The organism is Zhongshania sp. (assembly GCF_047636175.1).
Taxonomy (GTDB): Bacteria; Pseudomonadota; Gammaproteobacteria; order Pseudomonadales; family Spongiibacteraceae; genus Spongiibacter.
Genome location: NZ_JBLIKC010000036.1, coordinates 1 through 22691, shown reverse-complemented (window position 1 = coordinate 22691; position 22691 = coordinate 1). Strand labels below are relative to the sequence as shown.

At 49.1% G+C, this 22691-nt stretch carries 19 protein-coding genes; 14 read left to right on the top strand and 5 right to left on the bottom strand.

Translation table 11 applies throughout. The features are described from left to right. Both ACI955_RS16130 and ACI955_RS16125 read right to left on the bottom strand, forming a co-directional pair. On the bottom strand, positions 1 to 1432 hold a 1432-nt coding region (locus ACI955_RS16130; RefSeq protein WP_415244770.1), incomplete at its 3' end, for a class I adenylate-forming enzyme family protein. Between the two features lie 16 nt (positions 1433 to 1448). Further along, complete coding sequence (locus ACI955_RS16125) at positions 1449 to 1928, bottom strand: nuclear transport factor 2 family protein (protein WP_415244769.1); 480 nt, start codon at positions 1926 to 1928, stop codon at positions 1449 to 1451. 356 nt (positions 1929 to 2284) lie between these two features. On the opposite strand from ACI955_RS16125, the gene ACI955_RS16120 reads away from it, so the two are divergent. From ACI955_RS16120 to ACI955_RS16105, 4 genes are all read left to right on the top strand, one after another. Further along, positions 2285 to 3055: an exodeoxyribonuclease III gene (locus tag ACI955_RS16120; protein WP_415244768.1), complete on the top strand. Its 771-nt coding sequence runs from the start codon at positions 2285 to 2287 to the stop codon at positions 3053 to 3055. A gap of 91 nt (positions 3056 to 3146) precedes the next feature. Next, the gene (gene yajC / locus ACI955_RS16115) at positions 3147 to 3482 is read left to right on the top strand and encodes a preprotein translocase subunit YajC (RefSeq protein ID WP_415244767.1); all 336 of its coding nucleotides are present in this window, start codon (positions 3147 to 3149) and stop codon (positions 3480 to 3482) included. Between the two features lie 51 nt (positions 3483 to 3533). Next, positions 3534 to 4571: a D-cysteine desulfhydrase family protein gene (locus ACI955_RS16110; RefSeq protein ID WP_415244766.1), complete on the top strand. Its 1038-nt coding sequence runs from the start codon at positions 3534 to 3536 to the stop codon at positions 4569 to 4571. A gap of 35 nt (positions 4572 to 4606) precedes the next feature. Next, positions 4607 to 5956, top strand: coding sequence for an alanine/glycine:cation symporter family protein (locus tag ACI955_RS16105; protein ID WP_415244765.1), 1350 nt, complete (start codon positions 4607 to 4609; stop codon positions 5954 to 5956). A gap of 88 nt (positions 5957 to 6044) precedes the next feature. On the opposite strand, the gene alr is transcribed toward ACI955_RS16105, so the two are convergent. Beyond that, entirely contained in the window at positions 6045 to 7121 is a 1077-nt protein-coding gene (alr, locus tag ACI955_RS16100) for an alanine racemase (RefSeq protein ID WP_415244764.1), read from the bottom strand. On the opposite strand from alr, the gene ACI955_RS16095 reads away from it, so the two are divergent. From ACI955_RS16095 to thrH, 4 genes are all read left to right on the top strand, one after another. Continuing rightward, the gene (locus ACI955_RS16095) at positions 7116 to 8633 is read left to right on the top strand and encodes a trypsin-like serine peptidase (protein WP_415244763.1); all 1518 of its coding nucleotides are present in this window, start codon (positions 7116 to 7118) and stop codon (positions 8631 to 8633) included. The two genes, alr and ACI955_RS16095, sit on opposite strands and share 6 nt — an antisense overlap. 70 nt (positions 8634 to 8703) lie before the next feature. After that, entirely contained in the window at positions 8704 to 9615 is a 912-nt protein-coding gene (locus ACI955_RS16090) for a 5'-nucleotidase (protein WP_415244762.1), read from the top strand. Positions 9616 to 9714: 99 nt separating this feature from the next. Then, entirely contained in the window at positions 9715 to 10689 is a 975-nt protein-coding gene (gene cysB, locus ACI955_RS16085) for an HTH-type transcriptional regulator CysB (RefSeq protein WP_415244761.1), read from the top strand. A gap of 107 nt (positions 10690 to 10796) precedes the next feature. Then, positions 10797 to 11414, top strand: a complete 618-nt coding sequence (thrH, locus tag ACI955_RS16080) for a bifunctional phosphoserine phosphatase/homoserine phosphotransferase ThrH (RefSeq protein WP_368376061.1) — start codon at positions 10797 to 10799, stop codon at positions 11412 to 11414. Between the two features lie 21 nt (positions 11415 to 11435). Here thrH and pabB read toward each other — a convergent pair whose 3' ends face one another. Further along, complete coding sequence (gene pabB, locus ACI955_RS16075; RefSeq protein ID WP_415244760.1) at positions 11436 to 12788, bottom strand: aminodeoxychorismate synthase component I; 1353 nt, start codon at positions 12786 to 12788, stop codon at positions 11436 to 11438. Between the two features lie 364 nt (positions 12789 to 13152). Between pabB and ACI955_RS16070 the strand changes: the two genes are divergently transcribed. The 6 genes from ACI955_RS16070 (at position 13153) to ACI955_RS16045 (ending at position 22018) form a co-directional block, all read left to right on the top strand. Further along, positions 13153 to 14886 (top strand): acyl-CoA carboxylase subunit beta, encoded by a 1734-nt coding sequence (locus ACI955_RS16070; protein WP_415244759.1) that lies wholly within the window; start codon positions 13153 to 13155, stop codon positions 14884 to 14886. Positions 14887 to 14955: 69 nt separating this feature from the next. After that, positions 14956 to 17799: a biotin/lipoyl-containing protein gene (locus ACI955_RS16065; RefSeq protein ID WP_415244758.1), complete on the top strand. Its 2844-nt coding sequence runs from the start codon at positions 14956 to 14958 to the stop codon at positions 17797 to 17799. 53 nt (positions 17800 to 17852) lie between these two features. Then, positions 17853 to 18266 carry a methylmalonyl-CoA epimerase gene (gene mce / locus ACI955_RS16060; RefSeq protein ID WP_415244757.1) on the top strand — a complete coding sequence of 138 codons (414 nt, stop codon included), beginning with the start codon at positions 17853 to 17855 and terminating at the stop codon, positions 18264 to 18266. Positions 18267 to 18360: 94 nt separating this feature from the next. Continuing rightward, on the top strand, positions 18361 to 20520 hold the full coding sequence (gene scpA, locus ACI955_RS16055) for a methylmalonyl-CoA mutase (RefSeq protein ID WP_415244756.1): 2160 nt from the start codon (positions 18361 to 18363) through the stop codon (positions 20518 to 20520). A gap of 76 nt (positions 20521 to 20596) precedes the next feature. Next, the gene (gene meaB, locus ACI955_RS16050) at positions 20597 to 21568 is read left to right on the top strand and encodes a methylmalonyl Co-A mutase-associated GTPase MeaB (RefSeq protein ID WP_415244755.1); all 972 of its coding nucleotides are present in this window, start codon (positions 20597 to 20599) and stop codon (positions 21566 to 21568) included. Positions 21569 to 21571: 3 nt separating this feature from the next. Then, positions 21572 to 22018 carry a YiiD C-terminal domain-containing protein gene (locus ACI955_RS16045; RefSeq protein ID WP_415244754.1) on the top strand — a complete coding sequence of 149 codons (447 nt, stop codon included), beginning with the start codon at positions 21572 to 21574 and terminating at the stop codon, positions 22016 to 22018. Positions 22019 to 22029: 11 nt separating this feature from the next. Here the strand turns inward: ACI955_RS16045 and ACI955_RS16040 are convergent. Next, a partial coding sequence (locus ACI955_RS16040; protein WP_415244753.1) for a hypothetical protein occupies positions 22030 to 22691 on the bottom strand: 662 nt, incomplete at its 5' end.

Genomic DNA, 22691 nt, shown 5'->3' with positions numbered 1-22691 from the left:
AAGCTTCTATTTCTGCTGGATAAATGTTTTCGCCGCCGCGAATAATAAGGTCTTTAGCGCGACCCACTAGAAATACAAAATTCTCCGCATCCAGGTAGCCAATGTCTCCGGTTGCCATCCAGTGGCCGTCAAAAGTCGTTTTATTCGCCTCTGGTTTATTCCAATACTGACTAATATTACACACCGATTTTATCCAGATCTCGCCGCTTGCGCCGGTGGGAAGTACCTTGCCTTGTTCGTCGCGGGTTTGCCATTCCACTAGAGGGGAAAGGGTGCCTGCACTTGTGGGTTTATATAGGTAGGCCTCACCAGTGCAGCTGGCACAAATGGCATTACTTTCCGTCATGCCATAACCCGTGCCGACGTAGGCATACTCTAGGGTATTTTCTATGGTTTCCTTAAACGCAGGAGGGCATGCGGCGCCGCCGCCCCCAAGTGCAAAAAGGCTGCTAGTATCACTCGCCGCAAAGTCTGGATGGCGGAGTAAGTCCATGACCATGGAGGGAACGGCACTAAAAATGGTGACTTTCTCGCTACTAATTAAATTGAGCGCCTCTTCCGGCGACCACCGATACATCATCACGGTTTTGCGTCCGCCGCGAAGATTCAATAGAAATGCAGCGTAGCATCCGGATACATGGAATAGCGGCACGCTCAAAAGAGTGCATGGCGAAAAACCACCAGCAAACATCTTTTCAATCGCACTTGGGTTCGCCATTGCGGAGCAAATCGCATGGAATTCAAAGCTGTACATGGCTTGGCACATATTTTTATGTGTAGATACCGCGCCCTTGGGTCTTCCGGTTGTACCAGAGGTATACATGATTTGGGCAATATCGTCGCCTTCACAGGGCACCACAGGCAGTGCTTTACCGAGATTGGCAGCAATAAGCTGTTCAAAATATTGAACATCAGTGTCATCTTTAGTCGTCGAGCGAGCAACAATAGCCTGACAGCCCAAGGATGCTAGCAGGGGCTTCATTAATTTAAGACGCTGTTGATCACAGAAGACGTAGCTTGCGCCAGCGTCTTCCAGTCCATAGCAGAGTTCATCTGAAGTGCCCCAAGAATTTAAGGGCACGACGATGGCCCCCACCGAGATAATCGCAGTATAGGCAATCATCCACTCTGGATAATTGCGCATGGCAATAGCCACGCGGTCGCCCTTGACGAGGGATTGAGTCTGAATTAAGTGATTGCCTAAGGCGTCTACTTTCTCGAAAAACTGCTTAAAACTAAGGCGTTCTCCTTGGTACACCAAAAATTCTTGGTCGCCATGAGCACGTCCCGCATCGACTAATTCCCGCAATGTCTTAGGCGCATTCTTATACATGCGAAATCCGTCATCGCTAGCACTTATAATCTCAAATGGCGCGCCAGCTTGGCAGAGTTGCGCAGTGCTTTCTTTTATTCGGGTTGAAATATTAGTCATGGTGATTTTGAAGACCTTATTTTATTTCAAACATATTATGAGTGAAGCTTAAGCTTGCGGGTATAGGGGCGTTAACCGCTTCCATTATGCGCTCGTATTCGGTGCGACATATACGCCACTCGCCGTCGCTAAAGCGGTACTGATCAGTATAAATAGCGGTGCCAAATAACATCCAATTCTGTTCTTTATTAAACACCAAATCCTGTAAATACCACTTGCCAGTAGCGCTAGCCTCATCGTGAATATCGATTTCTGGGTGATGACAGTTGTGCATAGTGAGTACTTGGGGCGAATCCATATGGCCTTTTAAGCCACTTATCAGCTGCTCACGGTTATCAAAGCTGTATTTACCCGCATCATAGCGCGCAGTGCAATCAGCAGTGAGGGTGCTTTCCAGTAGATCCCAGTCATGAGTGTCAACAGCGCGTAGATAGATGTACTTCAACTTTTTGATCGCTTCAATAGCGAAAAGAGTCTCAAGTGAGGATTGGCTCATGATGCTGGGTCCTGTGTGGTTATCTGTGCTCGTTTATTATTTGCGGACCATAGGGTCTACACAGCGTGTGCTGTGACTTAGCCCTGCGATCTCGCGAGGCTAGCGGCTGTGATCACGTTCTTTTATTATGAGTGCTTTATTTACAGCATTAGTTTAGGGCTAGCGAGAAAGCAGCAACATGATCTAAATGGATGAATTCCGACTAAGACGAAGCTGGCTCAAATAGTTAAACTTCACGCTGGATTTTTGCGGCCATAGCACAATAGTTTAGCGCTCAGATCGTGTTTTGCGGCCAGCTATCTACTCGCTTTTTTGCTAAGCTATACTCCGATTTTAATGTTGTTTGGGTGATTTGGATGCGAATTATTACTGCGAATACCAATGGTATTCGTTCGGCAGGGCGGAAGGGCTTTTTTGAATGGCTGGCTAAGCAAGATGCAGACGTGGTTTGTATTCAGGAGACTAAGGCGCAGCGCGATCAGCTTGAAGACGAGTTGTATCATCCAAAAGGTTATACCACCGTTTATAGTGATGCCGTAAAGAAGGGCTATAGCGGTACAGCTATGTACTGTAAAAAGCCGCCCAATAGCGTGACCACCTCTTTGGGCTGGGATCCAGCTGACAGTGAGGGCCGCTACATTCGGGCGGATTATGACAAAATAAGTGTTATTTCTATGTATCTGCCATCGGGCTCTAGCGGGGATGAGGCGCAAGCAAAAAAGAACGTCTTTCTAGATAAAATTTATCTGCATTTTCTTGAGTTAAAAAATGCCGGTCGTGAACTGGTGATCTGTGCCGACTGGAATATTTGCCACAAAGAAATTGATTTGAAAAACTGGAAGGCCAATAAGAAAAACTCTGGTTTCCTGCCGCATGAACGAGAATGGTTAGATAAATTATATGATGAGGCTGGCTTTGTGGACGCCTTGCGGGAGATTAATCCAGACGCGGTTTACACTTGGTGGTCAAATCGCGGTCAAGCCTATGCAAACAACGTGGGATGGCGCTTGGATTACCACGTTATTACGCCAGGTCTAGTCGCTGGAATCCGCAGCGCCGATGTGTATAAGGACGAGCGCTTTTCAGATCACGCGCCTTTTACTATGGATTATGATTACTCGCTTTGAGTAGGTGCCTTGTGTAATATCACAGGCTGATTTTTGGTGCCGCGGCAGTTTGTCACGGCGTTATTTTTTGAATTTTGAGTAAGGACGTGTAATGAGCTTTTTCATTTCTGAAGCACAAGCCCAAACTACTGGTAGCGCTGCTGCTCCCGGTGGCGAGTTATTCCAGATCGGCTTTCTGGTACTGATGTTTGCCCTGTTTTACTTTATTGCTATTCGTCCTCAGCGCAAGCGCCAAAAGGAGCATACCGCTATGGTTTCAGCTTTGGGCAAGGGCGATGAAGTTGTTACTACCAGTGGTATTCTTGGTAAAGTCACCAAACTTGACGACGATTACGTAGTTGTTAGCGTGACGGACAGTGTGGAATTGAAATTTCAGCGTTCATCCATCCACGCGGTGTTGCCCAAAGGCACCTTGAAAGCCATCTAATGATTGCGCGCTTCGCGATATGGCGGAGCGCACTCCTCTAGCAGGTGGCACATGCCTTCTTCTACTAAAAGTTCAGACACCACGATTCAAACATTCAGTGGTCACACACCTCCGCGACTCAAGCTTGCACAACTTCCCACCCCGTTACAGCTCCTCGACCGCCTTAGCAAACACATCGGTGGCCCCAAGATTTGGGTGAAGCGCGATGATTTAACTGGCAGCGTATTGTCAGGGAATAAGGTGCGCAAATTAGAATTTAATTTGGCCCAAGCTATTGCCGAAGATTGCGACACGATCATTAGCTGTGGGGGACTGCAGTCCAACCACTGCCGGGCGACGGCACTGCTGTGTGCGCAGCTCGGTTTAAAGTGTCATCTCATTTTAAGAGGCAGTGAAACGCCATTCCCAGACGGCAATCTGCTCTTGAATCATCTGGCTGGGGCCGAGATTAGCTATTATCCCGCTGCCCAATATCAGCGCGAATTAGATGATATTTTGGTGCATGTTCAGAGTACTTATCAAAAGCAGAATAAAAAGGCATTTATTATTCCCACCGGCGCCTCTGACGCAATCGGTGTTTGGGGTTATGTTGAGGCCTGCGCTGAACTGAAGCAGGATTTTATTGAGCACGGCATCTCGCCAAGCCATATAATTTGCGCAACCGGCTCAGGCGGCACTCAGGCTGGTCTCAGCGCCGGTGTTCAGCGCTACGGCATAGATGCAAAGGTTTGGGGCGTTAATGTCTGTGATGACGAAGCTTGGTTTTTAAATAAAGTTAAGTGTGATTTGAAAGATTGGGAGCAGCGCTATCAAACTGGCATAAACCTTGATGCGTTATCTGTAAACGTAATTGATGGCTATGTTGGCGCGGGCTATGCGCAAGCGGGGCCGGAAATCTTTAATTGTATTACTGATGTTGCCCGTGGCGAAGGCATAGTGCTCGATCCCGTATACACCGGAAAAGCATTTTACGGCATGCTAGATCAATTGAAAAAAGGCCGTTTTGGCGATACCGGCGATATTGTGTTTGTGCACACCGGTGGCGTTTTTGGTGTATTCCCGCAGAGGGATAATTTTAATTTTAATTAATCATCAGTGTTTTAGAACACGGCAAAGGATTTTCCATGGAACAAATATCAGCATTTGTAAGTAGCCTTAACGGGGTAGTGTGGGGGCCTTTGATGCTGCTGCTCATATTGGGTACCGGTGCCTACCTGATGATTGGTTTACGGCTAATGCCACTGCTAAATATTGGTCCCGCCTTTCGCATACTACTCAGTGGACGTAAGACCAGCGAAGGCAAAGGTGAGATTAGCCCCTTCCAAGCGCTAATGACTTCTTTAAGCGCGACTATTGGCACGGGTAATATCGCTGGTGTGGCAACCGCCATTGCCCTGGGCGGTCCCGGCGCCTTGTTTTGGATGTGGTGTACCGCACTGGTCGGCATGGCAACAAAATATGCGGAGGCCGTGTGTGCCGTGCAGTTTCGTGAAGAAGATGCTGACGGTAATTTTAGCGGCGGCCCCATGTACTACATTAAAAATGGCTTGGGGCCACGCTGGCGGTGGCTCGCTGCCTGTTTTGCTTTTTTCGGTGCCATAGCTGGCTTTGGAATTGGCAATACCGTTCAGGCAAATTCGGTCGCCGATGCCATGCAGGGTGCCTTTGGCATACCAATTTGGGTCAGTGCAGCGGTCATGGTTGTTGGCGTTGCAGCCGTCATATTGGGCGGTGTAAAGCGCGTCGCTAGTGTGGCAGGGTTTTTAGTTCCGATTATGGCCATCAGTTATCTTGCTATTGGCGTGGTTATTTTGCTGATGAATCTCAGTGCCTTACCCGCTATTTTTAATTTGGTCATCCATTCGGCTTTTAATGGCACTGCCGCAGTAGGCGGTTTTGCTGGCGCCGGTATTGCTGCGGCAATCCGCTTTGGGGTGGCGCGGGGTATCTTTTCTAACGAAGCCGGGCTGGGGAGTGCGCCCATAGCCCATGCCGCTGCCAAGACGAACAACCCGGTGCGACAGGGTATGATCGCCATGCTCGGTACCTTTATTGATACAATTTTAGTGTGTTCAGTTACCGGCTTTGTGATTTTGCTTTCCGGCGTATGGCAGACCGGAGAAAGTGGTGCTGCGCTGTCGACAATGGCTTTTGAATCGCAGATTCCCGGTGGTCATTATATTGTTGCCGTGGGATTGGCGATCTTTGCTTTTACCACGATGCTAGGCTGGTCTTATTACAGCGAACGCTGCGTGGTGTACTTTTTTGGACCCCGCGGCGTAATGCCATTTCGCATTGCCTGGGTATTGGCCATTCCGCTGGGCGCGATGGCAAACCTCGGTTTTATTTGGCTGCTGGCAGATACCTTGAACGCCTTAATGGCCATTCCAAATTTGATTGCCCTAATACTATTGAGCCCAGTGGTGTTCCAACTAACAAAAACCCAGTTAGCGGCGGCCAAGTCTAGCGCTTAAGTCGGGCTATTTGATCTTCACTTTGCGTGTTTTCTGTCCCATCACTTTGGGGCAGTAGCTTTAGTACCCTATAAATAGTTTGTTGAGTCTATAAATAGATGCGCTCAACCCGGTCAGTAATGCGAGTAAATAACTCGTAGCTAATGGTATTGCAGTATTGACCCACCTCGGCGGCGGGAAGCTGCTCACCCCAGAGTGTGGCTACGTCACCGGCTTTTACTGAGGGCAGATGGCTTACGTCTACAGTCATTAAATCCATAGAAACTCGACCCGCCAAGCTGGCACGCACGCCATTGATTAACACCGGCGTACCATCCGGCGCTTGGCGGGGATAGCCGTCCGCGTAGCCTGCAGCAATGGTGGCAATACGCGATTTACCTTTCGCTTGCCAGCGTCGATTATAGCCTACCGCGTCGCCGGCTTCTAAGTCTCTTACTGCTAAGACCTTGGCTTTAAATGTCATCACTGACTGCAAACCGCTGCCGGCCGACAGGCTGTTGCTGGGATCATCGCCGTAAAGCATGATGCCGGGGCGAACCCATTCATGATGGGTTTGGGGGTGGCCAATAACCGCTGCGGAGTTGGCCATGCTTATGGGAAAATCACCAAGAGAATAACTAAGCGACGTTAGGCGCTGGTATTGCAACGCGGTCGTGCTGCGGTCCTCAGTTTCTGCATCACTGAAATGACTCATATGAAGAATCGCCGCCACAGCAGAATTAGACGCTAGCAATTTGTGAGCTTGCACAAACTCTGACGCGCTCATGCCTAGCCGATTCATACCCGTATTCATTTTTAGCCAGACCGTGATAGGCGCGGTCAGCGATGTATTGGCAAGTACTTTTGCGGTGTCGATGTCGTGAATGACAACATCTAGCTGATGACGCGCGCAGTCCTGTAATTGTTCGCCATTAAGCTCAGTGCCTAGCAGCAGAATCCGCGTTTGTGTTTGGCTAGCGCGCAAACTCAAGGCTTCACTAAACCGGGCGACAGCGAAACCGTCGACCAGATCGTGTAATTGCTTGGCGACCCAATCTGCGTCGTGACCGTAGCCATTAGCTTTCACCATCGCTAAGATAGCGGCACTAGGCGCAAGGCGACGAACAATGGCTGCATTGTGGCGTAGCGCTTTACTATTGAATTCAACCCAAGTTGTTCTATGCATAATTATCGACTCATATCCTTGCTGAATTCTATCGGGCTTGCCGCGGCGAGAACAGCGCGCAATGCTGTCGGTGTGCTATTTTTGGTTTTCTGCATCGGTGCTAGTGCTGATTGTAGTGACGGCATTTTTCCCTCAGCAGCCTCCGCATGGCTGCTGCCGACTGCGGAGAAGCGCCTGGAGTTTGGCGAATATATAAATGCCAGTCCAGCCGCATGTGAGTATACAAACATTGAACTGGCACAGTGGTATTTCTGGGGGGAGGGCAGTCAAGGTGCTTACAATCGGGGCGTCGACCTTGAGCGGGCTTATCGTTATGCCACTCAGGCGTTAAGCGCAAATCACTGGCCTTACGAATTGGCCTTGATGCATGCAGCCTTTGTGATAAAGGGCATGGACACTGGGCTTAGTCTTGAAGAGGCCGTGCGGCGTTATCGAAGAGAAATCCTCAGTGGTAACCCACTGCGTCGCGATAAAGCCTTGGCGATGTTAAACCAATTGAGTAGTTTTTTACCTCGTGTCATAACAGCTCCTAATGCGGTGTTTGCCGATTCTCGGCTTACTGAGCCGCTTGCGCAGGGGCCAATACTGGCTGTGCAACTGTCTCAGGATGGCAAAAAAACCCTCATTTTAGCGGCGGATACTGACGGCGCGCCAAGGCTCTTGTGGGCGAATGCTGTGGCTGATGCCGATAAATCGATATCTTTGACATTTCAGCGCCGTGCCTCACTTGGCGCAAGTGGTGCCGAGGATGTGCGCCAACAACTTTGGCGGCTGCCGACGTCTATGCCGCGCAGTGGTATATTGTTAAGTCGGTTCACTCAAGCCGATGGTAGCTACTACGAATCACGCTGCACTGCCACGCAGTTGGCCTCGCAGTGGTTGATATCAGCGTCGCACTGTTTATTTACACCGGCCGGTGATGGCCACCTTAGATCGCTGCAGTTTATTGCAGATCCAACCGCATTCTCAGGGAGTGATGGCGCTGCGAAGCGAGTGTCGGCAGTGTGGCATCATCGCCAGCATCATCCTGAAAATCAGCATAATGGTGAGCTTGGCCGCTACAGTGGATCAGATATCGCTCTATTTAAGTTGGCGACGCCGATACCTCTGCAAACCCCGCCGATGCTGGCGACACCAAATTCTCAAAATCCTTGGGTGGAAAACCTCGCTTATCCGAATGATAAACCCCGCTATACCCTTTGGTCCTCTCGTTGCCGCTCAAGTTTATGGCAGCGAGGCACTCAAAAGTTAGCAGATTTATATGTTCTGGATTGTTTTAGTTACGCGGGAGAAAGTGGCGCAGTATTGACCCAGAACAATGACAGCCAGCGCCAAATTATCGGAGTGTTGTCGGCGCGCATTTCCAACGACAGTATTAATCAGCCCGTATTTGCCGCTTTAACGCACGCTCTGATTAAGGAGATTAAAACTGTGATGGCTGGCGAGCACTCGGCTTTGTTTGTCGCTATGCCGATTATGTCGCCAGTGAATTTGGCCGCCGCAAAACCCTAGCGGGGTTTAAGGCTGTTGTCTTGCTCTTGCGGTATTGTATAGTGAGCCTGTTCCTCCACGAAGTGTGATTATGCCCAAAGGATTTGAAAGTAAATTAGTAGTCGCTATTTCATCCAGAGCATTATTCAATCTGGATGAAAGTCATCGAGTGTACGAATCAGAGGGGCTCAATGCCTATCAAAGCTATCAGATAGAACATGAGAATGAGATTTTGGAACCAGGCGAAGCCTTCGGTATTGTTGAGCGCTTGCTGCAGCTCAATGACTATCTTGACGACGCCCGTGTTGAAGTTATTCTACTGTCACGGAATTCAGCGGATACCGGTCTGCGGGTATTCAACTCCATAGAACATTACGGACTCAATATCAGCCGCGCAGCGTTTAGTGGCGGTGAAAGTCCTTACCGCTATGTAACTGCTTTTGGCTGCCATCTTTTTTTATCGACCAATGCTGAAGACGTGCGCCGCGCACTGGAAAACGGTGTCGCTGCGGCGACCTTGTTACCTCGCTCCAAAAAATCTCAGCCGGTGAATAATCGAGAACTGCGTTTTGCCTTCGATGGCGATGCGGTGATCTTTTCAGATGAAGCGGAGCAAATCTTTAAGCGCGAAGGGTTGGAGGCGTTTACCGCCAGTGAAGTAGCCGCGGCCAATACGCCCTTGAGCGGCGGCCCGTTTAAAAACTTTCTAGCCGCTTTAAATGCCCTGCAGCGCGAGCTCTCAGATGACGATCCACCCATTCGTATTGCCCTGGTGACGGCGCGCTCTGCGCCCACCCATAAACGGGTTATTCAAACCTTGCGAAATTGGGATATTCGTATTGATGAATCACTATTCCTAGGCGGTTTAGACAAGGGCGAGTTCTTGGCTGCCTATGGCGCAGATGTATTTTTTGACGACCAGCCCGGACATTGTGCGTCAGCGAGTGAGCATGTTTCTACCGGACATGTCCCACATGGCATTGCCAATAAAGTCGATGACTGATGGAGTGAGGCTTGGTCGACGTTGGCCAGGCTTTAAAAAATAAAAAGATACTGCCGCGAAAGTGTATCGAGCACGTTTGATTTCAGGAGCTAGATCAGCATGAAACTGCAACAGTTGCGCTATATTTGGGAAGTTGCGCACCATGAGATGAATGTGTCTGCAACGGCTCAAAGTTTATTTACGTCGCAGCCCGGCATTAGTAAGCAAATACGAATGTTAGAAGATGAGTTGGGCGTAGAAATCTTCGCTCGCAATGGCAAACACCTCACTCGAATTACTCCCGCTGGTGAAGCGATTTTAAAAACTGCTGGTGAGATTCTGTACAAGACCGAAAGTATTAAACACATCGCCCAAGAGTTTAAAAATCCGAAAAAGGGTAGCTTGTCGATTGCAACTACCCACACTCAGGCCCGCTATGCACTGCCTAGTGTTATCAAAACCTTTATTGAACGCTACCCCGATGTGTCCTTACATATGCACCAGGGTACTCCCATGCAGATTTCGGAGTTGGCCGCCAATTTTGAAGTCGATTTCGCTATTGCAACCGAAGCACTGGAGTTGTTCAGTGACTTGATTATGATGCCGTGTTATCGCTGGAATAGAACGATTCTAGTTCCCAAGGATCACCCTTTAACACAGGTCAATAATCTCCAGATCGAAGACGTGGCCCCGTTTCCAATTGTGACCTATGTGTTTGGCTTTACGGGCCGTTCAAAGTTAGACGAAGCCTTCCTCAACAAGGGGCTTGAACCCAAAGTGGTATTCACCGCTACAGATGCTGATGTTATTAAAACCTATGTTCGCCTTGGCCTAGGTATTGGGATTGTTGCCGAAATGGCCTATGACTCTGTGGCAGACTCGGATTTGGTGGCCCTTGATGCCAGTCATCTCTTTGAGCCTAGCGTCACCAAAGTAGGATTTCGCCGCGGTACCTATATGCGAAAATTCATGTATGATTTTGTAGAGTTATTTGCTCCCCATTTGACCGCAGATTTAGTCGATAAAGCCTATCAGTGCCAGACTAAGCACGACCTCGAAGCGCTGTTTGCAGATATCGATTTACCCATGTACTAGGCCGATTTTGCTGTATTAGTCAAGATTGCTTTATCGGTCCCAAGCCGTTAAATTAACGCGGTTTTTCGGCGCTAAAGCGCAATTTAATCAATTTTAGGAGTAATGTTGTGGAAATCGCTTGTCTTGACTTGGAAGGGGTGCTGATCCCAGAAATCTGGATCGATTTTGCGGAGCGCACTGGTATCGAAGCGTTGAAGGCAACCACTCGTGATATACCCGACTATGATGTGCTGATGCAGCAGCGCCTGCGCTTGTTGAACGAAAATGGCTTAGGCCTACCAGATATTCAGGAAGTCATTGCTGACATGGCGCCAATGGAAGGTGCTGTTGAGTTTTTGGATTGGCTTCGCGCGCGTTTTCAGGTGGTTATATTGTCAGACACCTTTTACGAGTTTGCCGCGCCACTGATGAAGCAATTAGGTTGGCCAACACTGCTGTGCCATAAATTGGAAACCGACAGTTTGGGTAAGGTCGTCGACTACCGTATTCGCCAAGTAAACCCAAAGCGCCAAGCCGTTCTTGCCTTAAAAACCCTGTACTACCGAATTATTGCTGCAGGCGATTCCTACAATGACACCACCATGTTGGCAGAAGCCGATGCTGGTATTCTGTTCAAAGCGCCGGACAATGTTATTAGCGAATTCCCGCAATTCCCAGCAGTACACGACTACGAAGCCCTAAAGCTGGAATTTATTAAAGCGTCTAACCGCAATCTAAGCTTGTAATAGATCCGCTTAGAAATGAGTTTAGAAATCGGCAAGCGTCTTTAAGAGCTTGCCGATTTTTGTTTCAGTCTCAATAAACTCCTCGTCGACCTCCGAGTCGGCGACAATGCCGCCCCCAGCCCATCCGCGAATGTGATTATCTGCACAGACAAAACTGCGGATGGTGATACTGCTGTCCATCTTGCCGCCGCCACCCAAATAGAAAATACTGCCACAGTAGAAATCGCGCCGATGGGGTTCTATTTCGCCAATGATTTCCATGGCTCTTTGTTTTGGCGCGCCAGTGATGGAGCCGCCGGGAAAACAGTTCAGCAATGCCTTGAACGCAGTGCAATCGGGACGCAGTTGACCGGATACGGTGCTAACTAAGTGATGCACGGTGCGAAAGCTTTGCAGCTCGCACAACTTCTCGGTTCGTACCGATAACGGCTGACAGCTTTTGCTGAAATCATTGCGAAGCAAATCGACAATCATCACGTTTTCGGCGCGATTCTTAGCACAGCTTTGCAGCGCAGCGGCCAAGGCCTGATCTTTAATTGGATCTGGATCGCGGGCAGCGGTGCCTTTAATAGGCTGGGTTTGCAGCTGGCCTTTACTTGCCGACAGCAGACGCTCTGGAGAGAAACTCAAAATTTGGCTGTCACCCAAGTCGAGATACGCTGAGAAGGGCGTGGCAGCGGTTTTCCGCAGAACTTGATAGGCCTGCCATGGATCCCCTTTATAAGGCGCTGTAAAAGCCCGTGTCAGGTTGATTTGATAACAGTCGCCGGCGTGAATATAGTCTTGAACTCGGTCAAAAGCCTGTCGGTACTGCTGGATATCCAAGGAGGTCTCAAATATGCCGGTCAGCGCAAAGCTAGCTGGCTTTGCGTCAGGCTCGGTAGCGACGACAAGGCCTTCGATGTGCGCCAAGCAAGCTGCGCTAACCGAGGCTTGGGCCACGAGCTCGCAATGTCGACGCTGATGATCCACAACAATGGCCCAAGGATAGATGCCAGCGTGAAAGTAAGGCGTCGCTGAACGGTCATTTTCTGCTTGTTGATGCCTGATAGAATGAGTGATTTCTGCAAAATCATAACTCAGGTAGCCAATCGCACCGCCGCAAAATGGCAGCTCCTCATCGTGAATGTAGTTGCTACAAACCTCGGCTAGGCGCAGCTCAGTGTTAATAATAAATGTTTCAATGCTGTCATAGGCTATTGTTTTTAATGAAATTACTTCATCAGGTTGAGCGCAAATAATATCGAAGCGACCGTAGTCGCTAAAGGGCGCTGCGCTATCTAAAAACACTGGAAATGGTAGATGTTTCAGACTCGCAAATATAGCGCAGCTGTCGCGGGAGTAGGGTAGCAATATGCGACGAAGACGGGTCATTATTTGTTGCTCTGGGGGGGCGATCAAACACGGCGACTAGCTCATGATTTTACGTGCTATGAGGCTGAAAAATCTAGTGTTTTATCATATTGAGTAAGGTGTTATCAGCCGCCATCTGGATTGACAGACAAGCCGGATCCCAGTAATGTTAGCCGCCGCTTTGAGAATCACTAAGCCGTCATTGCAATATATAGAACGGTTTTTCTCATTCATCCGCAATTCAAATATGTCAGCTGGCGCAATGCCCCTTAGAAAATTAACAGTGATAGGGATCGTAAGAATCCCATGCTGGCTAAGATATCGGGGAGATAATCGCTAGCGGCATATTCGCGGGTTAACTATAAATGTAGCTGGAACTGACAGCATGACAAAAATACAGACACAAATTCCCTCACTGGAAAATCCCTTCGAGAAGAAATCAGAACTCGAATTTACCGTACCAGGTCAAATTGATTACGATCCTGGTATCTACGAAGCCGCTCTTCAAGCTGGTTACGATCTCCTACAGCGCCCAAGAAAAATGGCGGGTGTAAAGGGCGTTCAAAAGCAGCACGAAAAGAAGCGTATGACCGTTTGGGAAAGAATTTCAGTGCTCGCCGATATCGGCACTGAGCCTAAAATTCTTTACCAAAACTGGGGCAAAAATTTAGATGGTGCCTCCCTCGTTACTGCGGTTGTCAAAGTAAATGGCCGAGATGTGGCCCTTTACGGTCACGACTTTACCGTTCGCGCCGGTTCTATGGACGCCACCAATGGCAGCAAGTTAGCTAACCTATTTAAACTTGCCGGCAAGCTTGGTATTCCACTGGTAGGCATGAACGACTCAGCGGGTGCCTACATTCCCGCTGGTGTTGGCGGCCTAGATGGCTACGCGGAAGCGTTTACAGCACTTCGCCATATCAACGGTGTGGTACCGTCGATTATGTGTATGTTCGGTTATAACGCCGGTGGTGGTTCTTATCTGCCGCGTCAGGGTTCTTTTGTCATTCAACCCAATGACACCTTCTTTGGTTTGACTGGGCCCGGCGTTGTTAAGTCTGTGCTTGGCGAAGACGTGACCGCTGATGAACTTGGTGGTCCCAGTGTTCATTCTAAATCAGGGGTAACGGATTTTGTCGTTCCCGATGAAGTCGCCGCTTTGCGCAAAGTCAAAGAGCTTCTTAACTACCTGCCAAACAACAGCGCCTCGGCGCCGCCGTTTCAGCCGACCTCTGACCCGATTACGCGCAAAACTTGGGATATCGATTTACTATTGCGGAAAGCCTTCAATAGCCCCACAGGTTTTAATACTCCCTTCGATATAAGCATTATTATTCAGCAAATGTGCGACCACGGTGATTTCTTTGAAATCCAACCTGAACGCGCTCGCAACACCGTTTGCGCGCTGGGTCGTATGGGCGGTAACGTCGTTGGTTTTGTGGCGAATAATTCTGCGGTCGCGTCTGGGCAGATCGATATCGACGCCGCCTACAAAAACGCGCGCTTTATCCGTTTCTGCAATGTTTATAACATTCCCGTTATTTTCATGGAAGACACCACTGGTTTCTTACCGGGGAAAGAGCAGGAGGCGGGCGGTATTGTGCAGGCAGGTCGCGCTATGCTTGATGCGATTATAGACCTTCGCACCCCGCGTTTTCTTATGATTGTTCGCAACGCCTTTGGTGGTGCTTACGCGTCGTTTAATAACTACCCTACCGGCGCGGATTTTGTCTGCGCATTACCGACAACCCGTTTAGCTGTAATGGGCCCAGCGGGCGTTGAATACGTTTATAAAGATGAAGTTCGTAAAATTCGCGGTGCGGTTAAACCGAAAACGGCTGAGCTCAAGGCGCAAAACCTCAAGGCAGGTATGTCTGAGTCAGACGCTGCGACAGCGGCTAAAGAAGCTGTAGCCGAATGGCAGAAGCACGAAGAGCTGCAGTTGACGCAGCGCTATGAGCGTGAGCTCATGAATCCGAACGAAGCATTAAGCCTGGGATCGATATCCCAGATCGTCATGCCCTCTGACCTGCGCAAGGTATTGGGTGAACAACTGGAACTGCATCTCAGGGCTTACAAGCCTGAGCCCATGAGTGGTACGCAACGGGAATTCCATTAATTCCCCGAACGTGTGCAAAGATTCCGTCATTCATTGACTCAAGACGATTCGCTAACGAGGTTATTCAACGTGCAAGAAAGTAATAATTACTACCTGAGCAATCCGATGGTTCATAAAGACCGTCAACTGGCAAAATCAAATACAGCATGGACTCGAGGTTTCGCATGTAATGACATGAAACCATTGATTATTTGTCGTGGCCCAATCCGTAAGGAGGCCATGGATGTTTTCGATGAAATGGGTATTCATCACTACGGTATTTTACTGTCTGAGAAAGACTCAATCACCTATACCAATGCCCTTGCGCCCGAGCTGCGCACTCTGACTGACCCAGATCGGGTTCACCGCGTACCGGATTACACCGGCGCCACCAAAGAAGAGCGCATTCGTCGTATCAAGCAAATCATTCGTATTGCCTACGATAATGATTACAACGCGATCTTTGCGGGTTACGGCTTTATGTCTGAAGACGCCGAAATGGTGGAATCGATGGAGAAGGCCGGCCTGAACTTTATTGGGCCCTGTTCTTACACCCAGAAATCTGCGGGTATGAAGGATCAAGCGAAACGCACCGCATTGGAAACCGGTGTGTCCGTTACACCTGGGGTGAACAATGCGACTAGTTTGGCTCTGTTTGCTAAATACGGCGCAGATGGTCTTGAACAATGCGCCAAAGATAACAAGCTGAGTGTCGACTTTACCGCCTGTAAAGACATTGAAGAGCAGGCTCTGGCATTGTTGGCGGCGTCGTATGCGGCGGGGATCGATATCATTACTGCTGCGGATATTGGCCTTGCTCTGCAAACTGAAGCTAAGCGTATGGTGACAGAAAAGCCGAATAACCGTTTTCGCCTAAAAGCGATTGCCGGTGGCGGTGGGAAAGGTCAGCGTATTTTGCAGTCAGCGAACTCATACGAGGGCGCGACGATTGAAGAAAAATTAGAGAAAGCCGTCGCTAAAGTCCCGTCCCTGGTGCAAGAGTGCCTGATCGAGCTAAAGACCAACGGTGTTGGTGATAATAAAAACGTCCTTATCGAAATGAATATCGATACTACCCGCCACCAGGAAATTCAGGTTGTGGGTAATGGTGAGTGGTGCATGACCATGGGCGGCCGTGACTGCTCATTACAAATGCACGAGCAGAAACTATTAGAGGTGTCTGTTACTGAAGAAGAGCTAGCGGCAGCCATTATCGTGGCCGAAGCGGCTGGTAGCAAAGCAGAAGCCGAGCAACTCAAAAAAGATTTGGATATATTGCAGCGCATGGAACATGAAGGCGCGGTATTCGGTGAAGCGGTAAAGCTAGATTCTTTAGGCACCTTTGAATGTATTGTCGATGGCGATTCGCATTACTTCATGGAAATGAACACCCGTATTCAGGTTGAGCACCGTGTGACCGAGCTCTGCTATAAACTCAAGTTCACCAACCCGGATGACTCCGGTGATTACTTCATTGCAGAAAGCCTGGTTGAAGTCATGGTGCTGTTGGCGCGCCACGCCAAAAACTTACCTAAGCCCACCCGTATTCTACGTGAGAAAACCTCTGTAGAAGCGCGCATGAACGCAACTAACCAAGCCTTGCAGCCACACGCCGGTGGTGTTATCGAAAACTGGTCGAACGCGATTCGAGGCGAGATTCGCGACGACCAAGGTATTTCTACTCACAATCCTGATACTGATGTGTTTATGAAATACCACCTAGCTGGTGCGTATGATTCGAATATTGCGCTACTACTTACCACGGGTGAAACCCGTCTCAGTAGTTATCAGCGGTTGGCAGAAATACTGCGGCGCACTGAATTGCGCGGCAAAGATCTGGCCACTAATCTTGAGTTCCACTATGGCTTGGTGCACTGGTTCATTGGCAACGGCATCAATGCGCGTCCGTCAACGGGTTTTATAGTGCCTTACCTGACCTCGGTAGGTTTGCTTAAGGAACAGGCCAACCAAATTGACTTGGATGTTGCTTACGCAGAAATACGCCAGCGCTACGTTGCCGAAGCGGGCGATAACGGCGCCGCATGGGCGGCAGCACTCGATGCTAAAAAACTATTAATGATTCGTCCGCTGGAACGTTTATTCGCCGAACCGCATTTTATGGCCGGTTGGTTAAGCATGAACAAGGACAGCTTGCGAATCGACAACGGCGAGATCAAATGGGCTGTTAACCCCATTGAGGTATTGGAAGAGCTTTATCACTATCTTAATATGGATTTTGAAGCCGACAAGCCAGCACGTTATATGATCTGGGACCACGATCACGATATCTTGAGTGCAGCTGTTAGCTTTTACAAAACCTTAAATGAAAAAGTAGATGCGGCAGATTTCCCGGCTCTTGAAGTGCTACTTGCTTCAGACAAGGCGCCAAAAGGTTTTAGTGCCGAGGAGTGGTCTGCAGTGCGCAGCGCGCATATTGGCTATTTTGCTGGAAGCGACGTGCTCTCAGTACTGGCTTATATTGCCGACAAAACCGGCTTCTACGAGTTGAGCATGAACGCCGATTTGAGTATCAACATTCCAGACCGCTTGACTGACGAAGTCTTGCAGAAACGAATGGCCAAGGTACTTGTGCCACCACCGGCGGCGAAATCAGACGAAGTCTTGGCAGCCAGCGGCGGCATGTACTATCCGCGCGAAGCGCCTGGTATGGACGTGTTCATCAGTGCTGGCGAGCATTTCGAAGCGGGCGATACCTTGTACATCGTTGAAGTTATGAAGATGTTTAACAAAGTTATTGCGCCGTTTGCCGGTACAATTGATAAAGTTCTGATTGAAGGTGATGGCGTGATTATTAAGAAGGGTCAGCCCTTGTTTAAAATCATCCCAGACGAAAAAATTGTTGTTGTAACCCCTGAGGAAATTGCTGAGGCCCGTCGTGCTAAAACTATTGAGTTTTTAGCGACCCTGAATTAGTGGTATTGGCCGGCAGCGTGCTGCCGGCTCATTATATAATTAGGAGTATCCAAATGATTACTGGACTTGATCATATTGCGGTTGCTGTTCCCGATCTAAACAAAGCCATTAAGCGCTTTTTAGAAGATTTCGGCCTGGTGCATGAAGGCAGCGAAGAAGTTGAAACTGCAAAAACCGCAACCGCGTTCTTTCCCCTTAAATCAACCAGCATCGAGCTAGTGAGCCCTCTGCGTGGCGAAGGCCCGATAGCCAAATATCTCGAGAAAAAGCCAGGTGGCTTACACCATTTGTGCTTTAGCACCGACGATATCGTGGCTGATGTAGCGCGCTTGACGGCGCTGGGATATCAATTCCTCAGCGAAGCACCAAGCCCAGGCGCGCATGGCTGCCAAGTTATCTTTATACATCCCAAGTCTTGCGACGGCGTGCTCATCGAGCTCAGCCAGCCGGGAGTTGAACACCACTAAATATAGATAGATGCCGCGTATCAGGTGGTGATACACATAAGCGGCACGTCATCATTGTAAACACTGACCCTCATAAATACAGACAGGTACGAGTATGGCTGATTACAAAGCTCCCGAGACTTCCGTAGACGACTGGAAGGCAATGGCGAATAAAGTCCTCGCCAAAGGCAATCAAACGCTTGATGACTTAGTTTGGCATACACCCGAAGGCATAGACATTAAGCCCTTGTATACAAAGGAAGATATTGAAGATCTGCCGTTCACAAATACCTTGCCAGGTGTTGAGCCCTTTATTCGTGGTCCACAACCGACCATGTATGCTGGTCGTCCCTGGACCATTCGCCAGTATGCGGGTTTTTCAACCGCTGAAGAATCAAACTCGTTTTATCGTAAAGCCTTGGCTGCCGGTGGACAGGGTGTATCTGTTGCCTTCGACCTTGCTACTCATCGTGGTTATGACTCGGATCATCCCCGTGTAACAGGCGACGTCGGTAAAGCCGGTGTGGCGATAGATTCCGTTGAAGACATGAAAGTATTATTCAATGAAATTCCATTGGATAAAATCTCGGTATCGATGACTATGAACGGTGCAGTACTGCCGGTTCTGGCTGGTTATATCGTTGCTGCAGAGGAGCAGGGCGTCAGCCAAGATCAGCTCTCCGGCACTATTCAGAACGATATTCTGAAAGAGTTTATGGTCCGTAATACTTATATTTATCCGCCGTCGGCCTCCATGAAAATTATCGGCGATATCATCGCATACGCGTCCGACAATATGCCGAAGTACAATACCATTTCAATTTCGGGCTATCATATTCAAGAAGCCGGCGCCGACGCCGCGCTAGAGCTGGCGTATACGCTAGCCGACGGCAAGGAATACATTCGCACGGCAATTACGGCCGGTTTAGATATCGACAAGTTTGCTGGCCGCCTGTCCTTTTTCTGGGGCATTGGTATGAATTTCTATATGGAAATTGCCAAAATGCGCGCCGCGCGTTTGCTGTGGTCTAAGATCGTGAGCGAGTTTGAACCCAAAAACTCACGCTCAAAAATGTTGCGTACCCACAGCCAGACCTCTGGCTGGTCGCTGACCGAGCAAGACCCATACAACAATATTGTGCGCACCACGATCGAAGCGATGGCGGCAGTTTTTGGTGGCACTCAATCTTTGCACACCAACGCTCTCGACGAAGCGATAGGTTTGCCGACTCAATTCTCTTCACGTATCGCCCGTAATACTCAGTTAATCATTCAAGAAGAAACCGGTATTACCAAGGTAGTTGATCCTTGGGGTGGCTCTTACATGATGGAATCACTGACTAAAGATATTGCCGATCGCGCCTGGGAATTGATCCAAGAAGTTGAAGAAAAAGGTGGCATGGCTAAAGCGATAGAAACTGGTCTGCCTAAGCTGCGTATTGAAGAGTCTGCAGCGCGTAAACAGGCGCGTATCGACCGTGGCGAAGATGTCATTGTGGGTGTAAATAAATACACTTTGGCAGAAGAAGACGATGTTGATTTCTTGGATATCGATAACAACGCAGTACGTGAATCTCAAGTTGCAGCACTGGCTGCAATTCGCGCATCGCGGGATGAGCCATTGGTTGAGGATGCGCTTGAAGCGATTTACCAATGTGCCGTAACGGGAGAGGGCAACTTGCTAGATCTTGCGGTGAAAGCCACGCGTTTACGCGCCACCGTTGGCGAGATATCCAGCGCTATGGAGCGTGAGTTTGGTCGCTTTAATGCCCAGTCGCAGACCGTGTCTGGGGTTTATGGCAGTGCTTATCAAGACGATGAAAACTGGCAGGGTATTAGCAAAGATATTGAGGACTTCGCTGAAAAGCATGGTCGTCGCCCCCGCATGCTGGTGTGTAAAATGGGTCAAGACGGTCACGACCGTGGCGCTAAAGTCATTGCGACTGCATTTGCTGACGTAGGTTTTGACATCGACTTATCACCGATGTTCTCAACGCCAGAAGAAGTGGCAAAACAGGCGGTAGAAAACGATGTTCATGTTGTGGGTGTCTCATCGCAGGCGGCAGGTCATAAAACTCTGATTCCTGAGTTAATTGCGGAGCTTAAGAAAGTCGGCGCTGACGATATAATTGTCATAGCTGGTGGTGTTATTCCGCGCCAAGATTACAACTTTCTCACCGATGCAGGTGTTAAAGGTATTTTTGGCCCAGGCACCAAAATCCCCTTGGCTGCGCGGGGCGTACTCGACGCGGTTAACGCATCATATAAGGCTTAGAAAAAGTACTTATTAAAAGGCAGAGGCCGATCTTTTTAGTTTGTCTCTGCCATTTTCACTTAAGCTGACACTCATTATGGCAATTGATATTGATGCACTAAAAAGCGGCAATTCCCGCGCACTGGCCAAGGCGATTACCTTGGTTGAGAGCCGGCGGGTCGAGCATAGAAGCGAAGCCCAATTAGTGCTAGAACAGCTTCTTCCCCACACGGGTAATAGTATCCGTGTGGGTATTACCGGTATTCCGGGCGTGGGTAAATCCACCTTCATTGAAGCCTTTGGCCTTTACTTAGTTAGCCTAGGTAAGCGAGTCGCAGTATTAGCAGTGGACCCCAGCTCGCCCATTGCCGGCGGCTCTATTCTTGGCGACAAGACTCGCATGGAACTGCTGTCGCGCAGCAAAGCCGCCTTTATTCGGCCGTCGCCGTCTGAGGGCTCTCTAGGCGGTGTTGCGCAAAAAACCCGTGAAACCATGCTGCTGTGCGAAGCCGCTGGCTACGATGTAATCTTGGTTGAAACGGTGGGGGTTGGACAATCTGAATACGAAGTTGCCAGTATGGTTGATTTCTTTATGGTCCTGATGCTGCCCAATGCCGGTGATGAGTTACAGGGAATTAAAAAAGGCATCATCGAGTTGGCAGACGCATTGGTGATTAATAAGGCCGATGGCGAAAGCATAAATCTGGCTCAACAAACCCGTCGTCACTACGAGAACGCCTTGCACTTACTGCGGCAGAATAGCTTTTGGACGCCGCAGGTAATGAGCTGCTCGGCCTTGAAAAACGAAAATATTGAGGCGGTATGGGGCATGATCAGCGGCTTTAAAATTGATGCTGACAAAAATGGTTCGCTGCAGGAGAAGCGCTCGCGCCAAGCCCGTGAGTGGATGAACAAACTGCTTTATGAAATGCTGGGTATGAAGTTAAAACTAAATCCTGAAGTGAAAGTGTTATTGCCTAAACTAAGCCAGATGGTGACCGAAGGCGAAACCACCCCCTATCTTGCGGCATCACAATTAATAAATATTTTATTTAAGCCGGAAGTTTAAAGTATGGATAGTGGGGCCTTAGATATCTTTATTGCCAAGCACCTGCCGACGGCTCAGCATATGCAAATCAGTGTTGATGACTATGATGGCTTCAGCCTGCGATTGCATGCTCCACTGGCTCCCAGTATCAACGATAAGCTCACCGCCTTCGGCGGCAGTCTCTATGTTATGGCCGTTATGGCGTGCTGGGGCATGGTATATATGCGCTGCGTCGATTACGGTCTAGACCCCGACATCGTGGTGGCTGAAGCATCAATTAAATACCTCAAGCCTGTTACCGGCGATATTGTATCGAGTTCACTGGTAGTTGAAGAGAAACACTGGGAACATTTCTTTGATCGCTTTGAAGAGCGCGGCAAGGCCAAGATCAATCTCTGCTCCGAAATTATAGTTAACGAAGACGTAGCCGTTCGCTTTGAAGGTCTCTATGCAATCATTGGCGTTAAATAGACATTGAAATGCTATTTTTGGGTGCCCTCTATTAACGCGATGACTTCTTGAATTTCATTGGCCTTATAAATCGGTGTTGAGCAGCGCTTGTCGTTACACACAAACGCAGCTGCCTTGGCTAGAGTAGGGTATTCAACATCGTGATTAATTAATTCACCCTCGCTGCGATCCCACCATTCAATACGGCGGTAGCTTTGATAGCTAGTCGCTAGCGCTGCACCAAATAACTTCTGGGCTTTGGCATCAGATTTTGAACCCACTACCACCAAATGCAGAGGGTCGCGGTTTAGTTCTGCATCAGCGAGTAGAATCCCCGCCTCAGTGAACCGGCTTGCGATGACCTCGCTGCTGCTAATATAAGCCATGGCCTTTTCTGCTAGCAACTTGTCAAGCTCGCGGCCGCTGTAGTGATATAGGGTATTTAAGGCCCGCGTGGCCTGAATGTTTTCTTCTAAATCGACATACGGTGCCAAAGGATCCTCGACACCGATGCTGGCCGCCGGCAAGCCGACAATATCGGGGCTGGCTATTTTCTCTCGAATAACGTCGGCGCTGGCTTTGGCATATTGAAGCCACTGGCGGTCGGCGCTAATCTCATACAGATCGATAAAGGCAGCGAGTGCACTGATATTATCAGCTAAAAATAACTTAGCGTCGTGACGGCTATTACTGT